The sequence below is a fragment of the Amycolatopsis pretoriensis genome (assembly GCF_900107925.1).
In the GTDB taxonomy this organism is placed as follows: Bacteria; Actinomycetota; Actinomycetes; order Mycobacteriales; family Pseudonocardiaceae; genus Amycolatopsis; species Amycolatopsis pretoriensis.
This window is the reverse complement of the sequence record NZ_FNUJ01000002.1, coordinates 1,072,296-1,092,800: the sequence shown is the minus strand read 5'-3', so window position 1 is coordinate 1,092,800 and position 20,505 is coordinate 1,072,296. Positions and strand designations below refer to the sequence as shown.

General features: G+C 73.0%; 19 protein-coding genes. 12 read left to right on the top strand and 7 right to left on the bottom strand.

The features are described from left to right. The first annotated feature begins 71 nt into the window (after window positions 1–71). The 7 genes from BLV96_RS11715 to BLV96_RS11685 all read left to right on the top strand — a co-directional run bounded on the left by BLV96_RS11715 (window position 72) and on the right by BLV96_RS11685 (window position 8,475). Window positions 72–1,397 (top strand): purine-cytosine permease family protein, encoded by a 1,326-nt coding sequence (locus tag BLV96_RS11715; RefSeq protein WP_086682891.1) that lies wholly within the window; start codon window positions 72–74, stop codon window positions 1,395–1,397. 15 nt (window positions 1,398–1,412) lie between these two features. Next, window positions 1,413–2,954 carry a hydantoinase/oxoprolinase N-terminal domain-containing protein gene (locus BLV96_RS11710; RefSeq protein WP_091389061.1) on the top strand — a complete coding sequence of 514 codons (1,542 nt, stop codon included), beginning with the start codon at window positions 1,413–1,415 and terminating at the stop codon, window positions 2,952–2,954. Further along, entirely contained in the window at window positions 2,954–4,024 is a 1,071-nt protein-coding gene (locus BLV96_RS11705; RefSeq protein ID WP_086672251.1) for a DUF917 domain-containing protein, read from the top strand. Before BLV96_RS11710 ends, BLV96_RS11705 begins: the two co-directional genes overlap by 1 nt. Further along, entirely contained in the window at window positions 4,021–5,115 is a 1,095-nt protein-coding gene (locus BLV96_RS11700) for a DUF917 domain-containing protein (RefSeq protein ID WP_086672253.1), read from the top strand. Before BLV96_RS11705 ends, BLV96_RS11700 begins: the two co-directional genes overlap by 4 nt. Continuing rightward, a complete protein-coding gene (locus tag BLV96_RS11695; RefSeq protein ID WP_086672255.1) occupies window positions 5,112–5,822 on the top strand; it encodes an SDR family oxidoreductase in 711 nt (236 codons plus the stop codon). Before BLV96_RS11700 ends, BLV96_RS11695 begins: the two co-directional genes overlap by 4 nt. A gap of 21 nt (window positions 5,823–5,843) precedes the next feature. Next, window positions 5,844–6,905, top strand: coding sequence for a DUF917 domain-containing protein (locus BLV96_RS11690; RefSeq protein ID WP_086672256.1), 1,062 nt, complete (start codon window positions 5,844–5,846; stop codon window positions 6,903–6,905). 94 nt (window positions 6,906–6,999) lie between these two features. After that, window positions 7,000–8,475, top strand: a complete 1,476-nt coding sequence (locus BLV96_RS11685; RefSeq protein ID WP_086672257.1) for a PucR family transcriptional regulator — start codon at window positions 7,000–7,002, stop codon at window positions 8,473–8,475. On the opposite strand, the gene BLV96_RS49160 is transcribed toward BLV96_RS11685, so the two are convergent. The 3 genes from BLV96_RS49160 to BLV96_RS11670 are packed head-to-tail and all read right to left on the bottom strand — an operon-like array spanning window position 8,476 to window position 11,029. Next, window positions 8,476–10,206 carry a WXG100 family type VII secretion target gene (locus BLV96_RS49160; RefSeq protein WP_143050955.1) on the bottom strand — a complete coding sequence of 577 codons (1,731 nt, stop codon included), beginning with the start codon at window positions 10,204–10,206 and terminating at the stop codon, window positions 8,476–8,478. Then, on the bottom strand, window positions 10,206–10,520 hold the full coding sequence (locus BLV96_RS11675; protein WP_091389058.1) for a hypothetical protein: 315 nt from the start codon (window positions 10,518–10,520) through the stop codon (window positions 10,206–10,208). The genes BLV96_RS49160 and BLV96_RS11675 overlap by 1 nt, the downstream gene beginning before the upstream one ends. Next, window positions 10,517–11,029: a YbaB/EbfC family nucleoid-associated protein gene (locus tag BLV96_RS11670; protein ID WP_091389055.1), complete on the bottom strand. Its 513-nt coding sequence runs from the start codon at window positions 11,027–11,029 to the stop codon at window positions 10,517–10,519. Before BLV96_RS11670 ends, BLV96_RS11675 begins: the two co-directional genes overlap by 4 nt. Before the next feature lie 183 nt (window positions 11,030–11,212). Between BLV96_RS11670 and BLV96_RS11665 the strand changes: the two genes are divergently transcribed. Continuing rightward, window positions 11,213–12,223, top strand: coding sequence for an aldo/keto reductase (locus BLV96_RS11665; RefSeq protein ID WP_091389053.1), 1,011 nt, complete (start codon window positions 11,213–11,215; stop codon window positions 12,221–12,223). On the opposite strand, the gene BLV96_RS11660 is transcribed toward BLV96_RS11665, so the two are convergent. Then, window positions 12,220–12,690 carry a hypothetical protein gene (locus BLV96_RS11660; protein ID WP_143050954.1) on the bottom strand — a complete coding sequence of 157 codons (471 nt, stop codon included), beginning with the start codon at window positions 12,688–12,690 and terminating at the stop codon, window positions 12,220–12,222. The genes BLV96_RS11665 and BLV96_RS11660 overlap by 4 nt on opposite strands. 101 nt (window positions 12,691–12,791) lie before the next feature. Between BLV96_RS11660 and BLV96_RS11655 the strand changes: the two genes are divergently transcribed. The 3 genes from BLV96_RS11655 to BLV96_RS11645 all read left to right on the top strand — a co-directional run bounded on the left by BLV96_RS11655 (window position 12,792) and on the right by BLV96_RS11645 (window position 15,248). Then, on the top strand, window positions 12,792–13,481 hold the full coding sequence (locus tag BLV96_RS11655) for a response regulator transcription factor (RefSeq protein WP_086679129.1): 690 nt from the start codon (window positions 12,792–12,794) through the stop codon (window positions 13,479–13,481). Beyond that, window positions 13,478–14,749 carry a sensor histidine kinase gene (locus BLV96_RS11650; RefSeq protein ID WP_086679130.1) on the top strand — a complete coding sequence of 424 codons (1,272 nt, stop codon included), beginning with the start codon at window positions 13,478–13,480 and terminating at the stop codon, window positions 14,747–14,749. The genes BLV96_RS11655 and BLV96_RS11650 overlap by 4 nt, the downstream gene beginning before the upstream one ends. Window positions 14,750–14,822: 73 nt before the next feature. Beyond that, window positions 14,823–15,248, top strand: a complete 426-nt coding sequence (locus tag BLV96_RS11645) for a hypothetical protein (protein WP_086679131.1) — start codon at window positions 14,823–14,825, stop codon at window positions 15,246–15,248. 132 nt (window positions 15,249–15,380) lie between these two features. Here the strand turns inward: BLV96_RS11645 and BLV96_RS11640 are convergent, their stop codons facing one another. Continuing rightward, window positions 15,381–15,941, bottom strand: coding sequence for a DinB family protein (locus BLV96_RS11640; protein WP_086679132.1), 561 nt, complete (start codon window positions 15,939–15,941; stop codon window positions 15,381–15,383). Between the two features lie 17 nt (window positions 15,942–15,958). After that, a complete protein-coding gene (locus BLV96_RS11635) occupies window positions 15,959–19,231 on the bottom strand; it encodes a glucodextranase DOMON-like domain-containing protein (RefSeq protein ID WP_086679133.1) in 3,273 nt (1,090 codons plus the stop codon). Window positions 19,232–19,353: 122 nt separating this feature from the next. Here BLV96_RS11635 and BLV96_RS11630 point away from each other — a divergent pair, with 122 nt between their 5' ends. Continuing rightward, the gene (locus tag BLV96_RS11630) at window positions 19,354–19,764 is read left to right on the top strand and encodes an ATP-binding protein (RefSeq protein ID WP_086679138.1); all 411 of its coding nucleotides are present in this window, start codon (window positions 19,354–19,356) and stop codon (window positions 19,762–19,764) included. Between the two features lie 3 nt (window positions 19,765–19,767). Here the strand turns inward: BLV96_RS11630 and BLV96_RS11625 are convergent, their stop codons facing one another. Then, window positions 19,768–20,493, bottom strand: coding sequence for a GAF and ANTAR domain-containing protein (locus BLV96_RS11625; protein ID WP_086679137.1), 726 nt, complete (start codon window positions 20,491–20,493; stop codon window positions 19,768–19,770). Window positions 20,494–20,505: the final 12 nt, after the last annotated feature.

Genomic DNA, 20,505 nt, shown 5'->3' with positions numbered 1-20,505 from the left:
GCACGGTGACGCCGCCGGGACCGCTGCTTACGGTTCGGGGAACGTTCCCCTTCCCGGATTAGGAGGTCGGCGTGGCCTCAACAGTCGGTGTCGATGACTATGCCCTCACCAGAGTGCCGGACCACGCCCGGTACTCGTGGTGGTCGGTCGCCGTCCAGCGGTTCGGCCAGGTGTCCGCGCTTTCCCAGTTCCTGCTCGGAGCCACCGTCGGCTTCGGGATGAGCTTCTGGAACGCGGTCCTGGCCTTCACGCTCGGCTCGGTCATCCTGGAGCTCATCACCATCCTCGTCGGCGTCATCGGCGTCCGCGAGGGCCTCTCGACGTCCATGATCGCCCGCTGGACCGGCTTCGGCCGCGGCGGCTCGGCGCTCATCGGGCTCGCCATCGGGATCAGCCTCATCGGCTGGTTCGGCATCCAGTCCGCGGTGTCCGCGCAGGGGCTCGTCTCGCTCATCGGCGGCCTGCCGGAATGGGGCTGGGCGCTCGTGTTCGGCCTGCTCGTCACCGCGATCGTGGTCCGCGGCTTCCACTCCATGGCCTGGACGGCGTACCTGACCGTGCCGGCGTTCCTGATCCTCGTCGGCTGGTCGATCATCTCGGAGCTGACCCGCCACGACCTCGGCGCGCTCGTGTCCTCGGCCCCGCCCGGGCCGGCGCTGAGCCTGCTGCAGGGCACCACGCTGGTGGCCGGCGGCTTCATCGTCGGCGCGGTCATCACGCCGGACATGACCCGTTTCAACCGGTCCACGTCGGACGTCGTCAAGCAGACGCTCGTCGGCATCACCCTCGGCGAGTACGTCATCGGCCTCTCCGGCGTCCTGCTCGCGCACGCCGTCGGCAGCGCCGGGATCACCACCATCGTGACGTCGTCGGTCGGCTGGGTCGGCCTGCTCATCGTCATCGCCGGCACGATGAAGATCAACGACTGGAACCTGTACTCCTCGGGGCTCGGGGTCGTGAACTTCATCGGCACGGTGTCCGGTCGCAAGGCCCACCGCGGGCTCGTCACGGCGGTGCTCGGGGTCGCGGGCAGCCTGCTCGCCGCGGCCGGGATCCTGGCCAAGTTCACCGACTTCCTCACGGTGCTGGGCGTTGCGTTCCCGCCGATCGCCGGGATCATGGTCGCCGAGTACTTCGTGGTGAAGAAGTGGCGCGGTGACCTGGAAAGCGCCCGGGCCCGGGGCACGGTTCCCGAAGACGCGCCGGTGTGGGTGCCCGCCACGATCGTCGTCTGGATCGCCGCGGCGCTCTTCGGCGAGTTCGTCGAGTGGGGCCTGCCGAGCATCAACTCGCTCGTCGTGGCCTTCGTCCTGTACGTCGTCGCCGGGAAGCTCGGCTGGGTGCGGGGGATCGGCAGCAGCCGGACCGCCGACGCCGAGCCCGCTCCCGCAGTCTGAAAAGGAGATTCTTTCGTGCGCATCGGCATCGACGTCGGCGGCACCAACACCGACGCTGTCCTCCTCGACGGCCGTCAGGTGCTCGCCTCGGTCAAGACCAGCACGACCGCGGACGTCACCTCGGGCATCGTCGCCGCGATCGACGGCCTGCAGCGGCAACGCGCGTTCGACCCGGCGGCGGTGCGGGCGGTGATGATCGGCACCACGCACTTCATCAACGCGCTCGTCGAGGCCCACCGGCTCGCGCCGACCGCGGCCGTGCGGCTGAGCCTGCCGGCCGGGGCGTCGCTGCCGCCGATGGTCGACTGGCCGCAGCGGCTCGTCGACGCGGTGTCGGGGCGCAGCTACCTGGTCCACGGTGGACACGAGTTCGACGGCCGCCACATCGCGGAGCTCGACGAGAGCGAGCTGCGCAAGGCCGCCGACGACATGGGGGAAGCCGGGGTGCGCAGCGTCGCGATCACCTCGGTCTTCTCCCCGGTCAACGCCGAGTTCGAGGCCCGCGCGGCCGAGATCATCGGCGCGCAGCTGCCGGACGTCGCGATCTCGCTGTCCCACGAGATCGGCCGGATCGGCTTGCTGGAACGGGAAAACGCGACGGTGATCAACGCGGCGCTGCGCGAGCTGGCCGCGCACATCGTCGACGGCCTGTCCGCGTCGGTCACCGGCGCGGGCATCACCGCGCCGCTGTATCTGAGCCAGAACGACGGCACGCTGATGGACGTCGACTTCGCCCGCCGTTACCCGGTGGCCACCTTCGCCTCGGGGCCGACGAACTCCATGCGCGGCGCGGCCGTGCTGTCCGGTTTGGACACCTGCGCGGTGGTCGACGTCGGCGGCACGACGTCGGACGTCGGCGTGCTGCGGCAGGGCTTCCCGCGCGAGGCGACCACGGACGTGAGTGTCGCCGGGATCCGGACCAACTTCCGGATGCCGGACGTGCTGTCGATCGGTATCGGCGGCGGCAGCCGGGTGCGCGGGAACGTCACCGTGGGCCCGGACTCGGTCGGTTACGAGCTGACGTCGAAGGCCCTGGTCTTCGGCGGGGACACGCTCACCGCGACCGACATCGCCGTCGCCGCCGGGCGCGCGGACATCGGTGACCCGTCGCTCGTGTCCCATTTGGACAAGTCGCTGGTGCGGGCCGCGCTGGATCGGATCGCCGCCGACGTGTCCGATGTGGTCGAACGGATGCGGACGTCCGCCGAGCCGCTGCCGGTCGTCGCCGTCGGCGGTGGTTCGGTGCTGCTGCCGGACGAACTGGCCGGCTGTGGTGAAGTGCACCGGCCGGAGAACTACGCCGTGGCCAACGCGATCGGCGCGGCCATCGCGCAGATCGGCGGTGAAGTGGACCGCGTCTACGTGATCGAGCCCGGTCGTCGTGAGGCTGTCGTCGACGAGGCGAAGCAGGAGGCCGTCGACCGCGCGGTGGCGGCCGGCGCGTCGCCGGCGTCGGTCGGCATCGTCGACTTCGACGAGGTGCCCATCCCGTACCTGCCCGGCAACGCCACGCGCATCCGCGTCAAGGCCGTCGGCGACCTGCAGCTGGGGGCGTGATGCGCGAGATCACCGAGCACGACCTCGGCGACATCGCCCGCGGTGCCGCCATCCTCGGCACCGGGGGCGGTGGCGACCCGTACATCGGCCGGCTGCTGGCCTCCTCGGCGGTGCGCACCCACGGATCGGTGCCGCTGGTGCCGCTTTCCGAAGTGCCGGACGACGCCGTCGTGCTGCCGGTCGCCATGATGGGCGCGCCGACGGTCATGGTGGAGAAGCTGCCGTCGGCCGAGCAGGTCGGCCTCGCGGCCCGCACCCTCGCCGGCTACCTCGGCAAGGAGCTGACGCACATCGCGTGCGCCGAGGCGGGCGGCGTCAACTCGCTGATCCCGGTCGTCGCGGCCGCGCAGCTGGGCCTGCCGCTGGTCGACGCCGACGGCATGGGCCGGGCCTTCCCGGAGCTGCAAATGGTTTTGCCGACTTTGTACGGCATCCGCGCGACTCCAATGTCCATTGCGGACGAGAAGGGCAACCGCGGGGTACTGGACACTGTGGACAACCGGTGGGCCGAGCGGCTGGCCCGCTCGGCGACCATCGACATGGGCTGCTCGGCGATGATCAGCAACTACGCGATGTCCGGCGGCCAGGCGCGGGAGTCGCTCGTGCCCGGCACGCTCAGCCTGTGCGCCGAGCTGGGCGCGCTGGTCCGGGCCGCGCGCGCGGCGCACGAGGACCCGGTCGCGAAGGTCGTTTCGCGCCTGGGCGGACGGCGGCTGTTCAGCGGCAAGGTCGTCGACGTCGCCCGCCGGACGGTCACCGGGTTCGCCCGCGGCGAGGCCCGCCTGTCCGGAATGGACGGCGACACCGGCGCGGAACTGGTGCTGCGCTTCCAGAACGAGCACCTGGTGGCCGAGCGCGACGGCGTCGTCGAAGCGTCGGTGCCCGACCTGATCTGCACGCTGGAACGCGAGTCCGGCGAGGCCGTGACGACCGAGGGCCTGCGCTACGGCCAGCGCGTCACGGTGATCGCCGCGCCCGCCGACCCGCGCTGGCACACCCCGGAAGGCATCGCGCTGGCCGGGCCGCGGTACTTCGGCTACGACATCGACCCGATCGGAGTGGCCGGGTGAGCTGGACCCTGACCGAAGCCGACCTGCCCGACCTCGCCCGCGGCGCCGCCGTGCTCGGCACCGGCGGCGGGGGCGACCCGTACGTCGGGCGGCTGCTCGTGCGCGAGGCCATCCGCGAGCACGGGCCGATCACGATCCTCGACCCGTCCGAAGTGGACGACGACGCCCTGGTCATCCCGACCGCGCAGATGGGCGCGCCGACCGTGGTGCACGAGAAGCTGCCCAACGGCGCCGAGCCCGTGCTGGCGCTGCGGACGCTGGAGCAGCACCTCGGCCGGACCGCGGACGCGACCATGCCGATCGAGTGCGGCGGCATCAACTCGATGATCCCGCTGATCGTCGGCGCCCGGCTCGGGCTGCCCGTCGTCGACGCCGACGGCATGGGCCGGGCGTTTCCCGAGCTGCAGATGGAGACGTTCGGCGTCTACGGCGTCACCGGGTCGCCGATGGCCATCGGCGGCGAGCGCGGCGAGACCACGGTGATCGACACCGGCGCGGACAACAAGCGGATGGAATGGCTGGCCCGCGGCGTCACCATCCGGCTCGGCGGGGTCGCGCACATCGCCGAATACGCGATGAGCGGGGCCGAAGTCAAGCGGACGGCGGTGCCGCAAACGCTTTCGCTGGCGTTGACCGTGGGCCGGACGATCCGGGAGGCGCGCTCGGCGAACGAAGATCCGATCGACCGGCTGGCTTCGGCGTTGCGCTCGACGCCGTACGAGCACCTGCGGGTGCTCTTCCGCGGTAAAGTGTCCGATGTGGAGCGGCGGACCGAAGCCGGCTTCGCACGCGGCCGGGCCGCGGCGGTGTCGTTCGACGGTTCGAGCAAGCTGGAGATCCTGTTCCAGAACGAGAACCTGCTGGCCACCGTGGACGGTTCCGTGCGGTGCCTCGTGCCCGACCTGATCTGCGTGCTGGAGTCGGCGACGGCCGAGCCGATCACCACCGAGACGCTGCGGTACGGCCAGCGCGTCACCGTCGTCGGCATCTCGACCCCGCCGTTGATGCGGACTCCGGAGGCGCTGGACACGTTCGGCCCGGGTGCGTTCGGCCTGCCGCACGACTTCGTTCCCGTGGAGGAGATCGGATGAGCCTGGCCGGGAAGCACGTCGTGATCGTCGGTGGTGGCTCGGGGATCGGTCTCGAGGTGGCCCGGCGGGCGGCCGCGGCGGGTGCGTCGGTCCACCTCGGCGGGCGCACGGCGGAGAAGCTGTCGACGGCGGCCGGCTCGGTGGGGGCGACCTGGCAGGTCGTCGACAGCACCGACCAGGAGTCCCTGGCCGCGTTCTTCGGTGCGCTGGAGCGCGTCGACTGCCTGTTCACGCCCGGCGCGTCCTACACGGTCGGGCCGCTGCGGGAACTCTCCGACGAGGACGCGGCGAGCCCGTTCGTGACGAAGTTCTGGGGCCAGTACCACGCCGTCAAGCACGCGGTGCCGCGGTTGGCCCCGGACGCGTCGATCGTGCTGATGTCGGGTGCGGCGAGCGTCCGGCCGCCGGGGGCGGCGCCGGCGTACGTCGCCTGCAACGCCGCCGTCGAAGGGCTCGGGCGCGGGCTGGCGGTCGAACTCGCCCCGGTCCGGGTGAACGTCGTCGCGCCGGGCACGATCGACGGCAACCTGTGGGCCGGGCGGCCCGCGGCCGTGCGGGAGGCGAGCTTCGGCCAGTACTCGCGCGACACGCTGCTGCACCGCGTCGGCAAGGAGTCCGAAGTGGCCGATGCGGTGCTGTACCTGTTCGGCAGCACGTACACCACCGGGTCGACGCTCTACCCCGACGGTGGCTACGCGCTGCGCTGAGCTCGTCTACTGTGGTCAGTCATGCGCATCGCCGCCGGTGACGTGGCCGCCCTCGAACGCGGGGTGGCCCTGCTCGGGTCCGGCGGTGGCGGGGACACCGTCACCGCCGCCGTGCTGCTGCGCCGGCTGCTCGCCGACGGCCGCTCGCTCGACGTCTCGCCGGTGGCGGAGCTGGCGCCGTCGGCCCGGGTGGTGCCGATCGGCGTGGTCGGCGCGACGGCGGCGTTCACCGAGAAGCTGCCGGGCGGCGACGAGTTCGCGTCCGCGGTGGCGGCGATCGAGCGCTGGACGGGCGAGCGCGCCGACGCGCTGATGTCCATCGAGATCGGCGGGCTCAACGGGCTGCTGCCGCTGGTCGTGGCCGAGCAGCTCGGGCTGGGGTACGTCGACGCGGACCTTTCGGGGCGGGGGTTGCCCCGGCTCGACCAGTTCTCGGTGGCCGCGACCGGCCGCGGGGTTGCGCCGGCGGCACTGGCCGAGCCCGGCGGGCAGGTGGTGGTGCTGGCGGCCGGGTCCGACGCGGTGATCGAGCGGGGGACGCGGGCGTTCCTGGCCAGCTCGGGCGGGTGGGCGGCGTTCGCACTGGCCCCGATCCCGGCGGGCGAGCTGGCCGCGTGTTCGGTGGACGGGACGACGAGCGGCGCGCTGGAGCTGGGCCGCCGGGTGCTGGCGGCGGGGGAGAGCCCGCCGCGCTCTCTCTTGGAAGAGGCGCTGGCGGGCTCGGTGCTGGCCCGCGGCCGGGTCCTGGAGGTGGCGCGGCACCGGGGGAAGGGGCGCCACGGCTTCGGCCGCGGCAGTGTGACGTTGGCCGACCACCGCGACGGCGCGCTGCTGCGCGTGGAGATGGAGAACGAGTACCTGCTGGCGTTGCGGGACGGCGCGCCGGTGGCCTCGACGCCGGACGTGCTGTCGGTGCTGGACCACCGGACGGGGGTGCCGGTGTCGTGCGACGCGATCCGCGCGGGGGTGGAGGTGGACGTGGTCAGGTTGGCGGCAGCCGAGTTCTGGACCGATCCCCGCTGGCTCCCGGTGGTCCGGCCCCGGGCCTACGGCATCGACTGCGACCCGGTGGTGGCGGAATGACCCGGCTTCGAGCGCCCCAATGTGGCCTTCGGTGCGTGAGACGCAACCAAGGCCACATTGGGGCGCTTGGGTCGGGCCGGGCGGTGAGGTCGTCGTGAGTCTGCGTCGCGTTCTTTCCCTGCCCGGCTGGGGCGAACACGTTCGCGTGCTCGCCGGTTCTTCCGGGCTCGACCGTCCACTCCGGACCGTTCAGGCCACTTTGGACGCTTCGCACCTGCCCGCGCCCGGGGAGCTCACCGTCGTCGCGCGGCCGGTCGCCGGGACCGACTGGCAGATCGATGCCCTTCTTCGCCGCTGTGCCGATGCCGGGGCCACCGCCGTCCTGCTCTCCGGGACCGAGCCGCTCAGCGCGTCTCGGCTGCTGGCCGATCGGCTTGCCGTTCCGTTGCTCGTCACCTCGGCGGCGCCGCTCGACCTGCTCGTCGAGGCGCGATTGCTGCTCACCGCGCCCGAACTCGACCGGGCCGAGCTGCTGCTCGCCACGCACCGCGCGCTCGGGGATCGGCTGCGGCCGCCCGAAGAGGTCGTTGCCGTGCTGCGGCGGCTGCTGCGGTCGGGCGTCGCCGTGCTCGATGACCGTGGGGTGCCGCTCGCCGGGGAAGTCGGTGGGCGCGTCCGGCTCGACGAGGCCGTGCCGCAGCGGACCGAGCTCGACGACGGTGTCCTGCTCGCCCACCCCGTCCTCCTCCAGCGGCCCGCGCTGTGGCTCGCCGCCGAGCTGCGCGGGACCGAGGCCGCGCGCGCCGACGTCGTGCCGCCCGCGCTCGCCGTCGCCGCCGGGGCGTTGCAGCGGTGGCTCCTGGCCAACCGCCTCGAGCTGGAACGCGACGCGCGCTCGCGCACCGCGCTGCTCGGCGACCTGCTGCGCCTCGACACCGAGCCGGGCGCGGACCTGCGCCGCCGCGTCGCCGACGCCGGCTGGCGGCTCGGCGGCTGGCACGTCGGGCTGCACCTCGGCGTCCCGGCGGCCGTCGACACCGTTGCGCGCACCCAGGAGGTCATGCGGGCGCTGGACGTCGAGGCGGTCGTCGAACACGGCGACGGCTGGACCGGCTGGGTCACCTTCGACCACGAACCCACGGCGGAGCGGGTGCGCGCCCTCGCGACCCGGCTCCAGGCGGCGCACCGGACGCTGCACCTGGGCGCGCACATGGGTGTCGGGCGGCCGCACCCGCGTCCGGAAGGACTGGCCACGACGGTCGCCGAAGCCCTCGACGCCGCCCGCCTCGCCGCGACCCGGCCCGAGACCGGGCACTTCCTGCACGTCGACCAGCTCGGCATGGCCCAGCTGCTGCTGGAGTGGACCCGCACGGACACGTTCGAACCGGCCGCGCGAGCGCTGGTCGCGCCACTGCGGGACGCGCCGGGCGACCTGGTCCGGACGCTCGCCGCCTACCTCGACGCGGAGTCGTCGATCGCCGAAACCGCCACGGTGCTGGGCGTGCACCGCAACACCGTGGCGGCCCGGATCGCGCGGATCGAGCAGCTGCTCGGGGTGGACCTGTCCCGCCCGGACGAGCGGCTGGCGCTGCACCTGGCGTCCCGGGCGGTGATCCTCGCGGGGGAGTGACTAGTCGTCGTCCCCGCCGCCGGTGACGTTCCCGATGCTGGCCGGCACGCCCTTGATCATGTCGACGACGGTCTTGCCCGCCAGCCCCGACTTCCCGAACCAGGGGTCGGTCATGATCTTGATGGCCGACTCGAACTTCTCGGCGCCTTCCTTGCCGAAGACCTTGCCGAGCTGTTCGACGGAGAAGTTGTTGATCTTGTCGAACTTCGCCATGATCTCGGGGGTGACGCCGTCCACTTTGGACAGCTTGTCCTTGATGGCGGCGGTCATCTGATCGGTGAACGGCTTGTGTGGCTTGGGATCGGGGGTCGGAGTGGACGAAGACGGCGCGGGGTCGGGTTTGGCCGGCTCCGGCTTGGGTTCCGGGGTTGCCGAGGAAGACGACGGCGCGGGTTCCGGCTTGGGTTCCGGAGTGGCCGAGGACGGCTTGGGTTCCGGCGTGGCCGAGGAAGACGACGGTGCCGGTTCGGGCTTGGGCTCGGGCTTCGGGTCGGGCTTGGGTTCCGGCTTCGGCTCGGGCTTCGGCTCGGGGGTCGCCGAAGACGACGAGGGTGCGGGTTCCGGCTTCGGCTCGGGAGTGGGCTCGGGTTTCGGCTCCGGCTTGGGTTCGGGCTTGGGTTCCGGAGTGGCCGAGGACGGCTTGGGTTCCGGCTCGGGGGTCGCCGAGGAGGACGAGGGCGCGGGTTCCGGTTTCGGGTCGGGCTTGGGTTCCGGCTTCGGTTCGGGCTTGGGCTCCGGCGTTGCCGACGAGGGCTTGGGCTCCGGAGTAGCCGAGGAGGACGACGGCGCGGGTTCCGGCTTCGGCTCGGGCTTCGGCTCCGGCTTGGGTTCCGGCGTTGCCGACGAGGGCTTGGGTTCCGGAGTGGCCGACGACGGCTTCGGCCCCGGCGTCGTATCCGGCTTGGGCGTCGCCGGTGGTTTGGGCGTCGGGGTCGGGGTCAAGCTGCTCGTCGGCGGCTTGGCCCCCGCGATCTCGTCGCCCGCCTTGCCCATCTTCGCCAGCGCCTTCACCAGCTCGCCGAGCTTCTTCGCCAGCTGCATCAGCTTCGTGCCGATCTTGCCCAGCGCCGTGGCCACCGTGCCGATCGTCGTCGTGACGAACAGCGCGATCGACGCGCCGAACGTCACCGGGGCCAGCGCCGCCGCGATCAGCGCTCCCTTGATGATCGTCGCCAGGAGCATCGCGATCAGGTCGCGCAGGATGCCGCGGAACGCTCCCACGATGCCGCCGGCGATCATCATGTTCTTGCCGGCCTGGTCGAGGTAGCCACCCAGAGACGTGAGCTGCTCGGTGACCGCGTCCATGTCCTTCTTGAACTGGTCCGCCGCCTTGCCGGACCAGTCCTTCATGAGCGTGTCGAGGGCGTCCTTGTGCTGCTGGGACCACCCTTCGAGCTTCTTCTTCTCGTCCTTGAGCGCCTCGCTGGCCGCCTGGATGCCGATCGGGTCGCCCATCAGGATGTCCAGCGGCCACCGCAGGATCGTGATGTGCTCGATCAGCCAGCCGATGCCGGCCGTGAGCAGGCTGCCGATCGGGTCCAGCACGAGACCGATCGTCTCCAGTGCCATGCCCGCGGCGCCGATGCCGATCGCGACCTGGTCGTTCTCCTTGACGGCCTTGTCGAGACCGACCGCCGCCTCGAAGAACCCGGCTCCGGCGGCCCGGTTGTCGTCGTCGAAGAGTTCGGAGCCGTGGAGGCTGACGTCTTTGCTCTGGTAGTCGTCGCCCACTATTCGAACCTCACGATCGAGTCGACGGCGTCTTCCTCGCCCGACTGGTAGCGCTTCGCGGCCTCGGCGACCTTGTCCGCGAACTCGCCGATGGTCTTGGCGTAGTCGCCGAACTGGTGGTGTGCCTTGTCGGTCCACGTGCTCGCGCCCGCGGCCATCAGCTGGCACGCCGGGTTGATGCCGAACATGCCCGGGTCGCAGACCATCCCGCCGACGAGGTCGGAGGTGCTCTGCAAGTTGCTCTGGAGCTCGTCGAGGTGCTTCCCGAAGGTGGCCAACGGCTCCGAATTGACCTTGAAGCCGCCGCCGCTCACCAGGGGTTCGATTCGTCGTCGAAGCGGTCGTCGGCCGAGGGACGCCGACGCGGGGCCGGCCCACCGGACGGCGGTGCGGGCGGCCGGGGCGGCGCGGCGGGCGGCGGGGGCGGCTCGACCGGGCTTTCCGGCGCCGCGAAGTCGCCGTCCGGCGGCGGGTCCGGCGGCAGGAACGACCGGACCATGTCGGTCGACTCGCTGTCGCCGTTGATGGTGGCGAAGGAGTCCGCGACGCTGCGGGCGGTCTGCCGCTGGGCCTCGCGCACCGTGCCCATGATCGCCGCGGTCAGCCGCGCCGGGCCCAGTTCGCACGCCCGGTGGCCGAGCTCGAGGTTGGTGAGCGCGCCGTTCGGCGCGAGCGTGACGGTGACCGCGCCGTCGCGGGAGCGGACCGTGGCGCCGGCGGCGGAAAGCGCTTCACTCAGCGCGGCCGCCTTGCCCTGCATGTCCCGGACCTGCCGTTCGAGCAGCAGCTGGAAGTCCTCGCCTGGCCCCAGGTTCGGTTGCACGAATTCGACTCCTCGCCACGCCGGGGTGCGGGGCCGCGGGCCCCGTGATCGCGCCAGATTAGCGCACACCGGACGTTCATCCAGTGGTAGTCGGGGGTATGCCTGGATGACTCCCCGATGTTGCCCGCGAATGCCTCGATCGGGTTTGACCCGGACCACGCTCCGGGTTGCACGATCGGGTGCATGACACGACTGGACGACTACCGGGCACTCGGCCGCTCCGGGCTGCGGGTTTCCCCGCTGGCCCTGGGCGCGATGACCTTCGGCACCGGCCCCTTCTGCGCGGACGACGACACGGCGCGCAAGATCTTCCACGCCTACGTCGAGGGCGGCGGCAACTTCGTCGACACGGCCGACAACTACAGCGCCGGCCGCAGCGAGGAGCTGATCGGGGAGTTCCTCCGCGACGTCGATCGCGACGACTTCGTGCTCGCCACCAAGTACTCCGGGCCCGAATTCTCGGGCGGTGGCCCGTATTCGGACCCGCGGCGTCGCAGCAACGGCCGCAAGAACATGGTCGCCTCGCTGGAGGCGTCGCTGCGGCGGCTGCGGGTCGACCACGTCGACCTGTACTGGCTGCACGTCTGGGACGGCTGCACCCCGGCCGAGGAGGTCGTGGACGCGTTCGGCGACCTCGTGCGCGCGGGCAAGATCCGGGCCGTGGGGCTCAGCGACGTCCCCGCCTGGTACGCGACGAAGGCGGCGATGCTCGGCGGCCCGCCGGTGACCGCCCTGCAGCTGGAGCACTCGCTGCTCGAGCGGGCGATCGAAGCCGAATACGTGCCGCTCGCCCGCGAATTCGGCATCGCGATCCAGCCGTGGGGCGCCATCGGTGGCGGGTTCCTGTCCGACAAGTACCACCGCGACGGCGCCGGCACCGGCCGGCTCACCGGCGGCGCGGCCTTCCGCGCCCTGCCCGAGGTGCGCTGGGCGATCCTCGACGTCGTCCGCGAGGTCGCCGCCGAGGCCGGCGCGACGCCCGCCCAGGTGGCCCTGCACTGGGTGACCCGCCGGCCGGGGATGCCCGCGCCGCTGATCGGCGCGCGGTCACCCGAGCAGCTCGCCGAGACGCTCGGCGCGCTCGACCTCGACCTGACCGAGGCTCAGCTCGACCGGCTGAGCGCGGTCAGCGCGCCGGAACTGCCGTTCCCGCACGGCATCCTGGCGCGGCTGAACGCGGGACTGCCGAGCTAGCCGCGGCCGCGGTGGCCGCCGCCGCTGTCGTCGGCCACGGTTTCGGCGTGCGGCTCGCCGTCCCGGCAGGTCACCACGACCACGTTCTCCGTCCCGCCGTTCTTGAACTTGACCGACGCCGTGTCGGCGGGACCGCGCGAGTACCCGTCGACGCGGTAACCCGGGGCCGGGCTCCAGGAGTTCAGCGTGACCTGGCCCCCGGCGCAGGTCGCGACGATGCTGCCACCGGGGACCGTCAGCCCGCGCGGCGCCGGGGCGCTCGACGGCGAAGTCGTGGGCGGCGGCGTCGACGCGGTGCTCGAGGGGACGGTCTCCAGCGCGCGGGCGACGTCGTCGGCGGACAACGGCTGGTTCTGCGGGCCGAGGATGCCGGCGCCGACGACGTCGAGGGCCACCGTGCCGGCGCCCGCGGTCACGGCCGCGGCCAGCAGCCAGCCCGCCGCCATCAGCACTCCGCGTCTGTTCACCGGTCCACTGTCCCATCCGGGCGGGTTAAAGCGCGGCTAAGACGTCCCTAGCGTTCGCCGGGAGCCCGGCGAAGCGGCGTCGCGTGTGTAGCCTCCCGAGCATGGCGACCGTGCTGCTCGTCGAGGACGACCCGACCATCCGCACGGCCGTGCTGCGCGCGCTGGGCGAGCGCGGGCACGCGGTGACGTCCGCGCCGACCGCGATGGCCGGGCTGCAGGCGGCCGTCACCGACCGGCCCGACGTCGTGCTGCTCGACCTGGGGCTGCCCGACCTCGACGGCCGCGAGGTGCTGCGGATGGTGCGGGCGGTCAGCGCGGTGCCGATCATCGTCGTCACCGCCCGCGGCGCGGAGGAGGAGATCGTCCGGCTGCTCGACGCGGGCGCCGACGACTACGTGGTCAAGCCGTTCGGCGGGGCCCAGCTCGACGCGCGGATCCGCGCGGTGCTGCGGCGCGCCGAGCCGGAGGAGACGGCGGCGCCGGTGGTCGTCGGCGGCCTGTCGGTCGACGCGCGGACGCGGCAGGCGTCCCTCGACGGCGCGCCGCTGGACCTCACGCCGCGCGAGTTCGACCTCCTGCACTACCTCGCGAGCCGGGCCGGGACGGTGGTGAGCAAGCGCGAGCTGCTCGCCGACGTCTGGAAGCTGCCCTACGCCGGGGCGGACAAGACCGTGGACGTGCACCTGTCGTGGCTGCGGCGCAAGCTCGGCGAGACCGCGCAGGAGCCGCGGTACCTGCACACGGTCCGGCGCGTCGGCGTCCGGCTGGCCGAACCGGGGGCCGGGGCGTGAGGAAGCGGCTCGCGGTGCTGGTCGCGGCCGCGATGTGCCTGGTGCTCGTGGCGTTCCTCGTGCCGCTGGCGATCCTGCTGCGGTCGGTCACCGCGGACCGCGCGGTCACCGCCGCGACGGCGAAGGCGCAGTCCCTGACGTCCCTGGTCGCGACGTCCGACGCGGCGGCGCTGCGGCCGGCGGTCGACCAGCTCAACACGACCGCCGGCCACCCCGTGACGGTGTTCCTGCCGGACGGCACCGTGCTCGGCGCGCCGACCCCGCGCACCCCCGGTGTCACGCTGGCCGCCGCGCAGGGCGGCAGCCTCACCGTCGACGACGCCGCCGGGCGCGAAATCCTCGTCGCGGTGCAGGGGCTGCCGCGCGGGACCGCCGTGGTGCGGGCCTTCGTCGACCGCGCCGAGCTGACGCGCGGGCTGGGCTCGGCGTGGCTGGTGCTGGCCGGGCTCGGGCTGGTGCTGCTGGCGCTCGGGGTGGTCGTCGCCGACCGGCTGGCCCGCTCGATCGTGCGGCCGGTGCACGAGCTCGCGGCGGTGTCGCGGCGGCTGGCCGAGGGCGATCTGGACGCGCGGGCCGTCCCCGGCGGGCCGGGGGAGGTGCGGTCGGTGGCGGCGGCGCTCAACCTCCTCGCCGCGCGGATCCGGGACCTGGTGCGCCAGGAACGCGAGGCGGTGGCCGACATCTCGCACCGGCTGCGGACGCCGCTGACCGTGCTGCGGCTGGACGCCGAGTCGTTGCGCGACGCGGGCGAAGCCGAGCGGATCACCGGCCACGCGGAGAGCCTGGAACGCCAGGTCACGGCGTTGATCGACCAGGCCCGGGCGCGGGACTCGGCACCCGGCTCGTGCGACGCGGCTTCGGTGGTGGGCGAGCGGGCGGAGTTCTGGTCGGTGCTGGCGCAGGACCAGGACCGCGCGGTGACGGTCGAGGTCGCGCCGGGCCCGCTGCCGGTCGCGGCCGGGCCCGCCGAGCTGGCCGCGTGCCTGGACGCGTTGCTGGGCAACGTCTTCGCGCACACGCCGGAGGGAACGGGGTACGCGATCCGGTTGACGGGGACGTCCGAGGGAGCCCGCCTGGAGGTCTCCGACGAGGGGCCGGGGTTCGACTTCGACGACGTCTCACGCGGGGCGAGCGGTGCGGGGTCGACCGGGCTCGGCCTGGACATCGCGCGGCAGACGGCCCGCGCGTCCGGCGGGACGTTCACCGTGACCCGGGAGCCGGGCGCGCGGATCGTGCTGGAGCTCGGGAAGCCGTTAGGGATGCCTTAAGCCGCACGCAGTGCGCCGCTATCGGGCGGTGCGTGAAGCTTCTTTCGTTGACAGGGAACGAAAAGGAGCAGACATGCGCAAGATTCTGGTGATCGCGGCGGCCGGCGCGGCGCTCGCGGTGGGCGGGACGACGGCGGCCCTCGCGCAGTCCGGCGCGGACGACGGCACGCGGGTGCCGGCGAGCGGGCCCTCGGCGGTCACGGAAGCCCCGAGCAGCAGCAGCGAGGTCACGGAAACGAGCCTGCCGGCGCCGAGCACGTACTCGACCGCACCCGCGCCGAGCACGTACGCGACGCGCACGCACGACCTCGGCGACGACCACGGTGGCCGCCGCGCGGAGCCGGGCGATGACCGCGGGAGCCGGCACGCGGAGCCGGGCGATGACCGCGGGGGCCGGGGGACCGAAACGGGCGACGACCACGGCGGTCACGGGAACGAGCCGGGTGACGACCACGGCGGTCACCACGAGGGCGGCGACGACCACGGCGGCCGCCGCTGACCCACTGTCCACCCGGGACCGGACGGAACTTTCCCCATGAAAGTTCCGCCCGGGACCGGGCGCGGAACTTTCATAGGGAAAGTTCCGCGAGAGCCGGGGCGGCACTTTCACGTGAAAGTGCCGCACCGGGTCTCAGGAGCGGGCGGCTTGCGCGACGCGCTCGATCTCCGCGCACCGCTCGGTCCAGAACTCGCGGTCGCGGACCGGCGCGCTGGTCGCCCCGTCGAGCTGCTCCCGCAGGATGTCGGCGTGCCCGGCGTGCCGGGTGGTCTCGGTGAGCACGTGCACCATCACGTTGAACAACATGACGTCCGGCCGGGGCCACCACGGCACGTGCCCGGGGGCGTCAACCGGCAGTGCCTCGATCGTCGCGTCGGCGTGCGCCGCAGCGCGGTGGAACCGGTCGATCACCTCCGCACGCGTCTCTTCCGAGGTCGCCCAGAAGTCCCGGCCGCGCGCCTCGGGGTCGTCCCAGCGGGGCAGCGGCTCGGGGAACGGCCGGCCGAACACCTCGCCCAGGTACCGGGTTTCCCACAGGGCCAGGTGTTTCACCAGGCCGAGCAGGTTGGTCCCGGTTGCGGTCAGCGGCCGCCGGACGTCGTACTCGCTCAGCCCCTCCAGCTTTTCCAGCACGGCCTCACGGGCCTCGCGCAGATCGTCGTGCAGGTACCGCTTCGCGAAGTCGTCGATCACCCGACCAGTTTGCCGGATCAGCCCACGGGCACTCCGCGCACCGCGACCGGCCCCCGCGTCGGGTCCAGCTCGACGGCCTGGTCCACTCCGGACGGCGTCAGCACATCCAGGGCCTTCGGGGCCGTAGCCGGGTCCGCCGCGCAGACCGGCGCCGTCCCGCCCGCCGCGCACAGGCCGAACGTGTACTGCCCCGCCGTCGGCGTGAACGGCCGCGCCTGGTCGGGGGAGTTGCCGTCCTGGCCAGTCAGCACCACCGCGAACGTCCAGCCGGCCGCCGGGGTCCCGAACGCCGACTTCGCGACGCTCACCGTGATGTACCGCGTCGCCTGCGAACCCTGCACCGACGGCGTCGCGAGCGTCGCGCCCGAAGCGTCGACGAGCGCCGGATCGGCGAAGCCCTGGACCTCGATCCGACGGCTCCACGCGTCTTGGGCCGCGATCGTGTAGGCCCGGCTCGGGAACGGCGCGGCGGTCGACGTCGCCGTCGCGGCCGGGTCGTGCGCGTAGATCGTCAGCAGCTGCGCGCCGAGCGGCGAGCCGAACGTCGGCGTCAGGTCGCGGACCTGGGCACGGAACACGAGGTTCGGGCCCGAGTCGATGACCTGGAACCGCTGCAGGTCGAACGCGCCGGCGTGGAAGTCCCCGGCCGTCGGGTAGGTGTACGTACCCGGGCCGTTGTCGTCGCCGTCCGGGTCGGCCGCGTCGAGCAGGACCGTGCCGGTGACGAAGTCCGAGCTGATCGTCTTCTGCGCGTACCCCGTGCCGCCGCCGGAAGTGGCGGCCGCCGTGACGACGTTCGCGCCCAGCGGGGTCGGCACCGTCGCGCCGAACCTCCCGTCCGCCGCGGCCCGGACCGACAGCACCGACGTGGTACCGGTGTCGGTGTTCGAGACGGCCAGGTCGACCTGGCTGCCCGCGGGCGCGGTCCCGGTGACCGCCGCGGTCGCGGTGGACACCGATGCCGGCACGTCGAGCGTGACCGCCAGCGCCGCCGGCGGGGCGTGCGTGACGTACCGGGCGCGGACGTCGGCGGGCTGCTCGGGCAGGCGGCCGTCGTCGAGGGCCCGGGCCAGCCGGACCGACTGCGACTGCGCCCAGCTCAGCGGCGCGACCGAACCGGCGGGCTGCCCCGGCGCGAAGCCGATCGACGCCGTGCGCGGGTCGGAGCCGTAGGGCGACGCGGGCACGGCCGGATTTTCCCACGCCTGCTCGGGAATCAGCCCGGTGCCGCCGGTCTGGGCCCGCATGGCGCGCAGCAACGCCGCCGCGCCGGCGCGGTCGCCGGTCTGCACGGCCTGCTCGCCGCGTTCACCCGCGAGCACCGGCCAGAGGTGGCCGGACCCGGTGTTCGGTCCGGGCCAGGGCGCCCCGGTCGGCGCGCAGTTCGTCGGGTCCGGCTCGTAGCAGTCGCCGTAGCCGTCTTCGCTGCCCGCCGCGGAAGTCCCGTAGCGGTACCAGCCCGGTCCGGTCGGCGTGTCCCGCTTGATCACCCGGTCGACGACGCCGAGCGACGCGGCGACGTCCGGGTCGTTCGCCGGCAGCACGCCGAGGCGCGTCAGCTCGAGGAACCCGGCGTCGACGACCGCGCGCTGATCGGCGTCCACCGAACCGTTGCCGAGGTTGTAGATCCACTCGGAGTTCGGGTCGCCGTTCTTGGTCAGGCGCAGGAAGTACCGGCCGCCGTACGGACCGTTCTGCGTCACGGTCCAGCCCTTGATGCTGCGCTGGAAGTGGTCGGCGGTCGCGCGGTAGACGCGGGCGCGCGCCGAGTCGCCGTTGCGGTCGGCGATCACCCCGGCCGCGACGAGCCCGGCGATCTCGGCGGCGATCGTCGAGGGGGAGTAGCCGCCCTGTTCCTCCCAGCGTTCGGAGCCGAACGCCGGGCCGTGCGCGACGACGAAGTCCGCGGCCGCCCGGATGTGTCCGGTGTAGAGCGTCCGGTCGCGATCGAGCCCGGCCTGCAGTGCCATCAGGATCGGGTACGCGCTCTCGTCGAGCTGGTCGCCGCCGGAGTCGGGCGCCTTCTTGCCGTTCAGCATGGAGTTGCGCGGGAAGCGCCCGTCCGGCTGCTGCTGGCGGGCGAACAACCACCGCACGCTGGCCCGCGCGGTTTCGCGGTCGCCGGCCGCCAAGAGCCCCGAGAAGCTTTCGTAGAGGTCGCGGGCGAAGATCTCGCGGTACGAGCCGAAGTAGACGGGCTTGCCGCCGGGCGCGTCGCCCGCGGAGACGGCCTGCCCCCACGGGCTGCCGAGCGACGCGATCACCGCGCCGGGGAACGTCTTGTCCTCGCTCGCTTTCAGCACGTTGACCGACTGGAAGTACGCGTCGGAATCCTTGCCGTGCACGGGAATCAGCCCGTTGTCGTAGTCGCGCCAGCCGCGCGCGTACTCGCGGTAGCTCTGGTCGAACGGCGTCCGCAGGCTCGCACCCGCGGTCTGCACGGCCGCGCGCGCGTCCGAGCCGAAGCCGAGCGCCAGGGTGACCGGGCGACGCGGCTGCAGGTCCAGCTGCGCGGTCTGCACGACGTTGCCGTTCACCGCCGACGGCGTCCGGTCGGTCAGCCGGTGGTCGCGGTCGAGCTGGGCCAGCCCGTCGCCGGCCGTGCCGGCGAACCCGCTGGACGTGTTCAGGAACCGGCGGTCGGCCCGCAGCGCGGCGGCCAGCGGCGTCCCGTAGTCGCGGGCCGGTGCGCTGGACACCGTGTTCGCGTCGGCGCTGACCAGCGCGGACGTCGCCGCGTCCACCGAAGCCGTGTCCCCGCCGCCGTTGACCGGGCCACCACCGCCGTTGCCGTTGACGCTCGCGTCGAACCGGACGTAGACCTTGAGGTCGTTCCCGGAACCGCGCAGCGGGTCCAGCCGGGTCCGGATCAGCACGCCGGTGCGGGCGGGGTCGGTCAGGTAGTCGGTGACCAGCCGGTACTTGCCGCTGCGCGGGGTCGACGTCACCTCGCACGCCATCCCGCCCGCGCTGGTGCGGACGGTGTAGGTCATGTCCCGCGCCTGCAGGTCGGTGAACGTCCGGCCGTCGGTGACGGCGAACTGCAGCGTCTCGACGTTCGTGTTGTCGATCACCGGCGCGTAGACGTCGGACAGCACGCCGCCCGCGATCGTGAACCACGCCTTGCTGGTGGTGTTCCGGGCGGTGCCCAGGCAGTCCTTGCGGGCCAGGCCGAAGTGCGAGAGCGCGCCCGGTCCCGGGTCCGGGGCCGCCGCGGCGGCGGCCGGGACGGGGAGGAGGGCGGCGGCCAGCACCGCGCACAGCACGAACGACGACGTCGACCGGGTCATCGGCTCATCCGATCACGCCCGCCCGCGGCGCACCAGGTCCGAAAGCAGCAGGGTGGCCGTTACCCGTGATTGAGATATCGAACCGGTGGGTAGCAAACCCACAGTCCCCCGGGGAGGTGAACGTGGAAGAGCACGGAACGGACGGCTGGCGGTACCGCGGCACGATTTCGCCACGGACGCTGCCGAGCTTGCGACGGCACCTGGTTTCGTGGCTGCGCAGACGCGCCGGTGACGAGGTCGGGCGCCAGGCCGACGACGTCGTCCTGGCCTGCTGGGAAGCGATGGCCAACGTGCTGGACCACGCTTACCACGGCCGGCCGGGGCTGATCGACGTCCGCGCGCGGGTCGACGAGGACGTCCTGATCGTCACGGTCGCCGACCAGGGCCGCTGGACGTCGGTGACCGAGCAGTCCGACCGCGGCCGCGGCTTGCGGCTGATCCAGGCGCTGGTGGACGGGCTCGACATGCGTTCGACCGACGACGGCACGGTGATCACGCTGACCTGGCCGTTCCCGGCCCGCCGCACCGCCTGAGCGTCAGTCCCCCGAGGACAGTCCCTCGACGAACCGGGTCGCCACGTCCCGCAGCTTCACGTTGGTGTGCTGGGACTCCGCGATCAGGCGCTTCATCGCGTCGTCGGCGGTGATCCGGTGGGCGGCCATCAAGATGCCCTTGGCCTGCTCGATCACCGCCCGCGAGCTCATCGCCGTCTCGAGCTCGGCGACGCGGCGGCGGGCGTTCAGGTAGCGGCGCGTCGAACGCAGGCCGAACGAGACGATCGTCGTGTAGAGCGCCAGCAGGCGGGAGTCGGTCTCGGCGAAGCCGTGGTCGCCGTAGCCGAAGAGGTTCAGCGCGCCGCCCAGGGTTTCGTCCACGCGCAGTGGTGCCGCGAGGTAACTGCCGACGCCGGCTCCCCGGGCATACGACGTGAACTCGGGCCAGACCGCCCCGGCCGTCGCCAGCGGCAGCCGGACGATCTCACCGGTCTCGGCCGCCCGCAGGCACGGGCCCTCGCCCGCCGCGTACTGGACCCGGTCGATGTCCACGGCTCGGTCGTCGGTGGAGGCGGCCGTTTCCGGCTTGCCGTCGCGGATCGCGGTGATGCTGGCCATGTCGGCACCCGGCACGGCCCGGACGGCTTCGGCGCAGACGGTCTCGAGGATCTCCGTCTCGGACGGCTGGGTCTCGAGCGCGCTCGTGAGGTCCGCCATCGCCGCGGTCAGCTCGTCGAGCTGCTCGGGCGGGATCGGCTCGCCGGTCACTGCGATCACCTC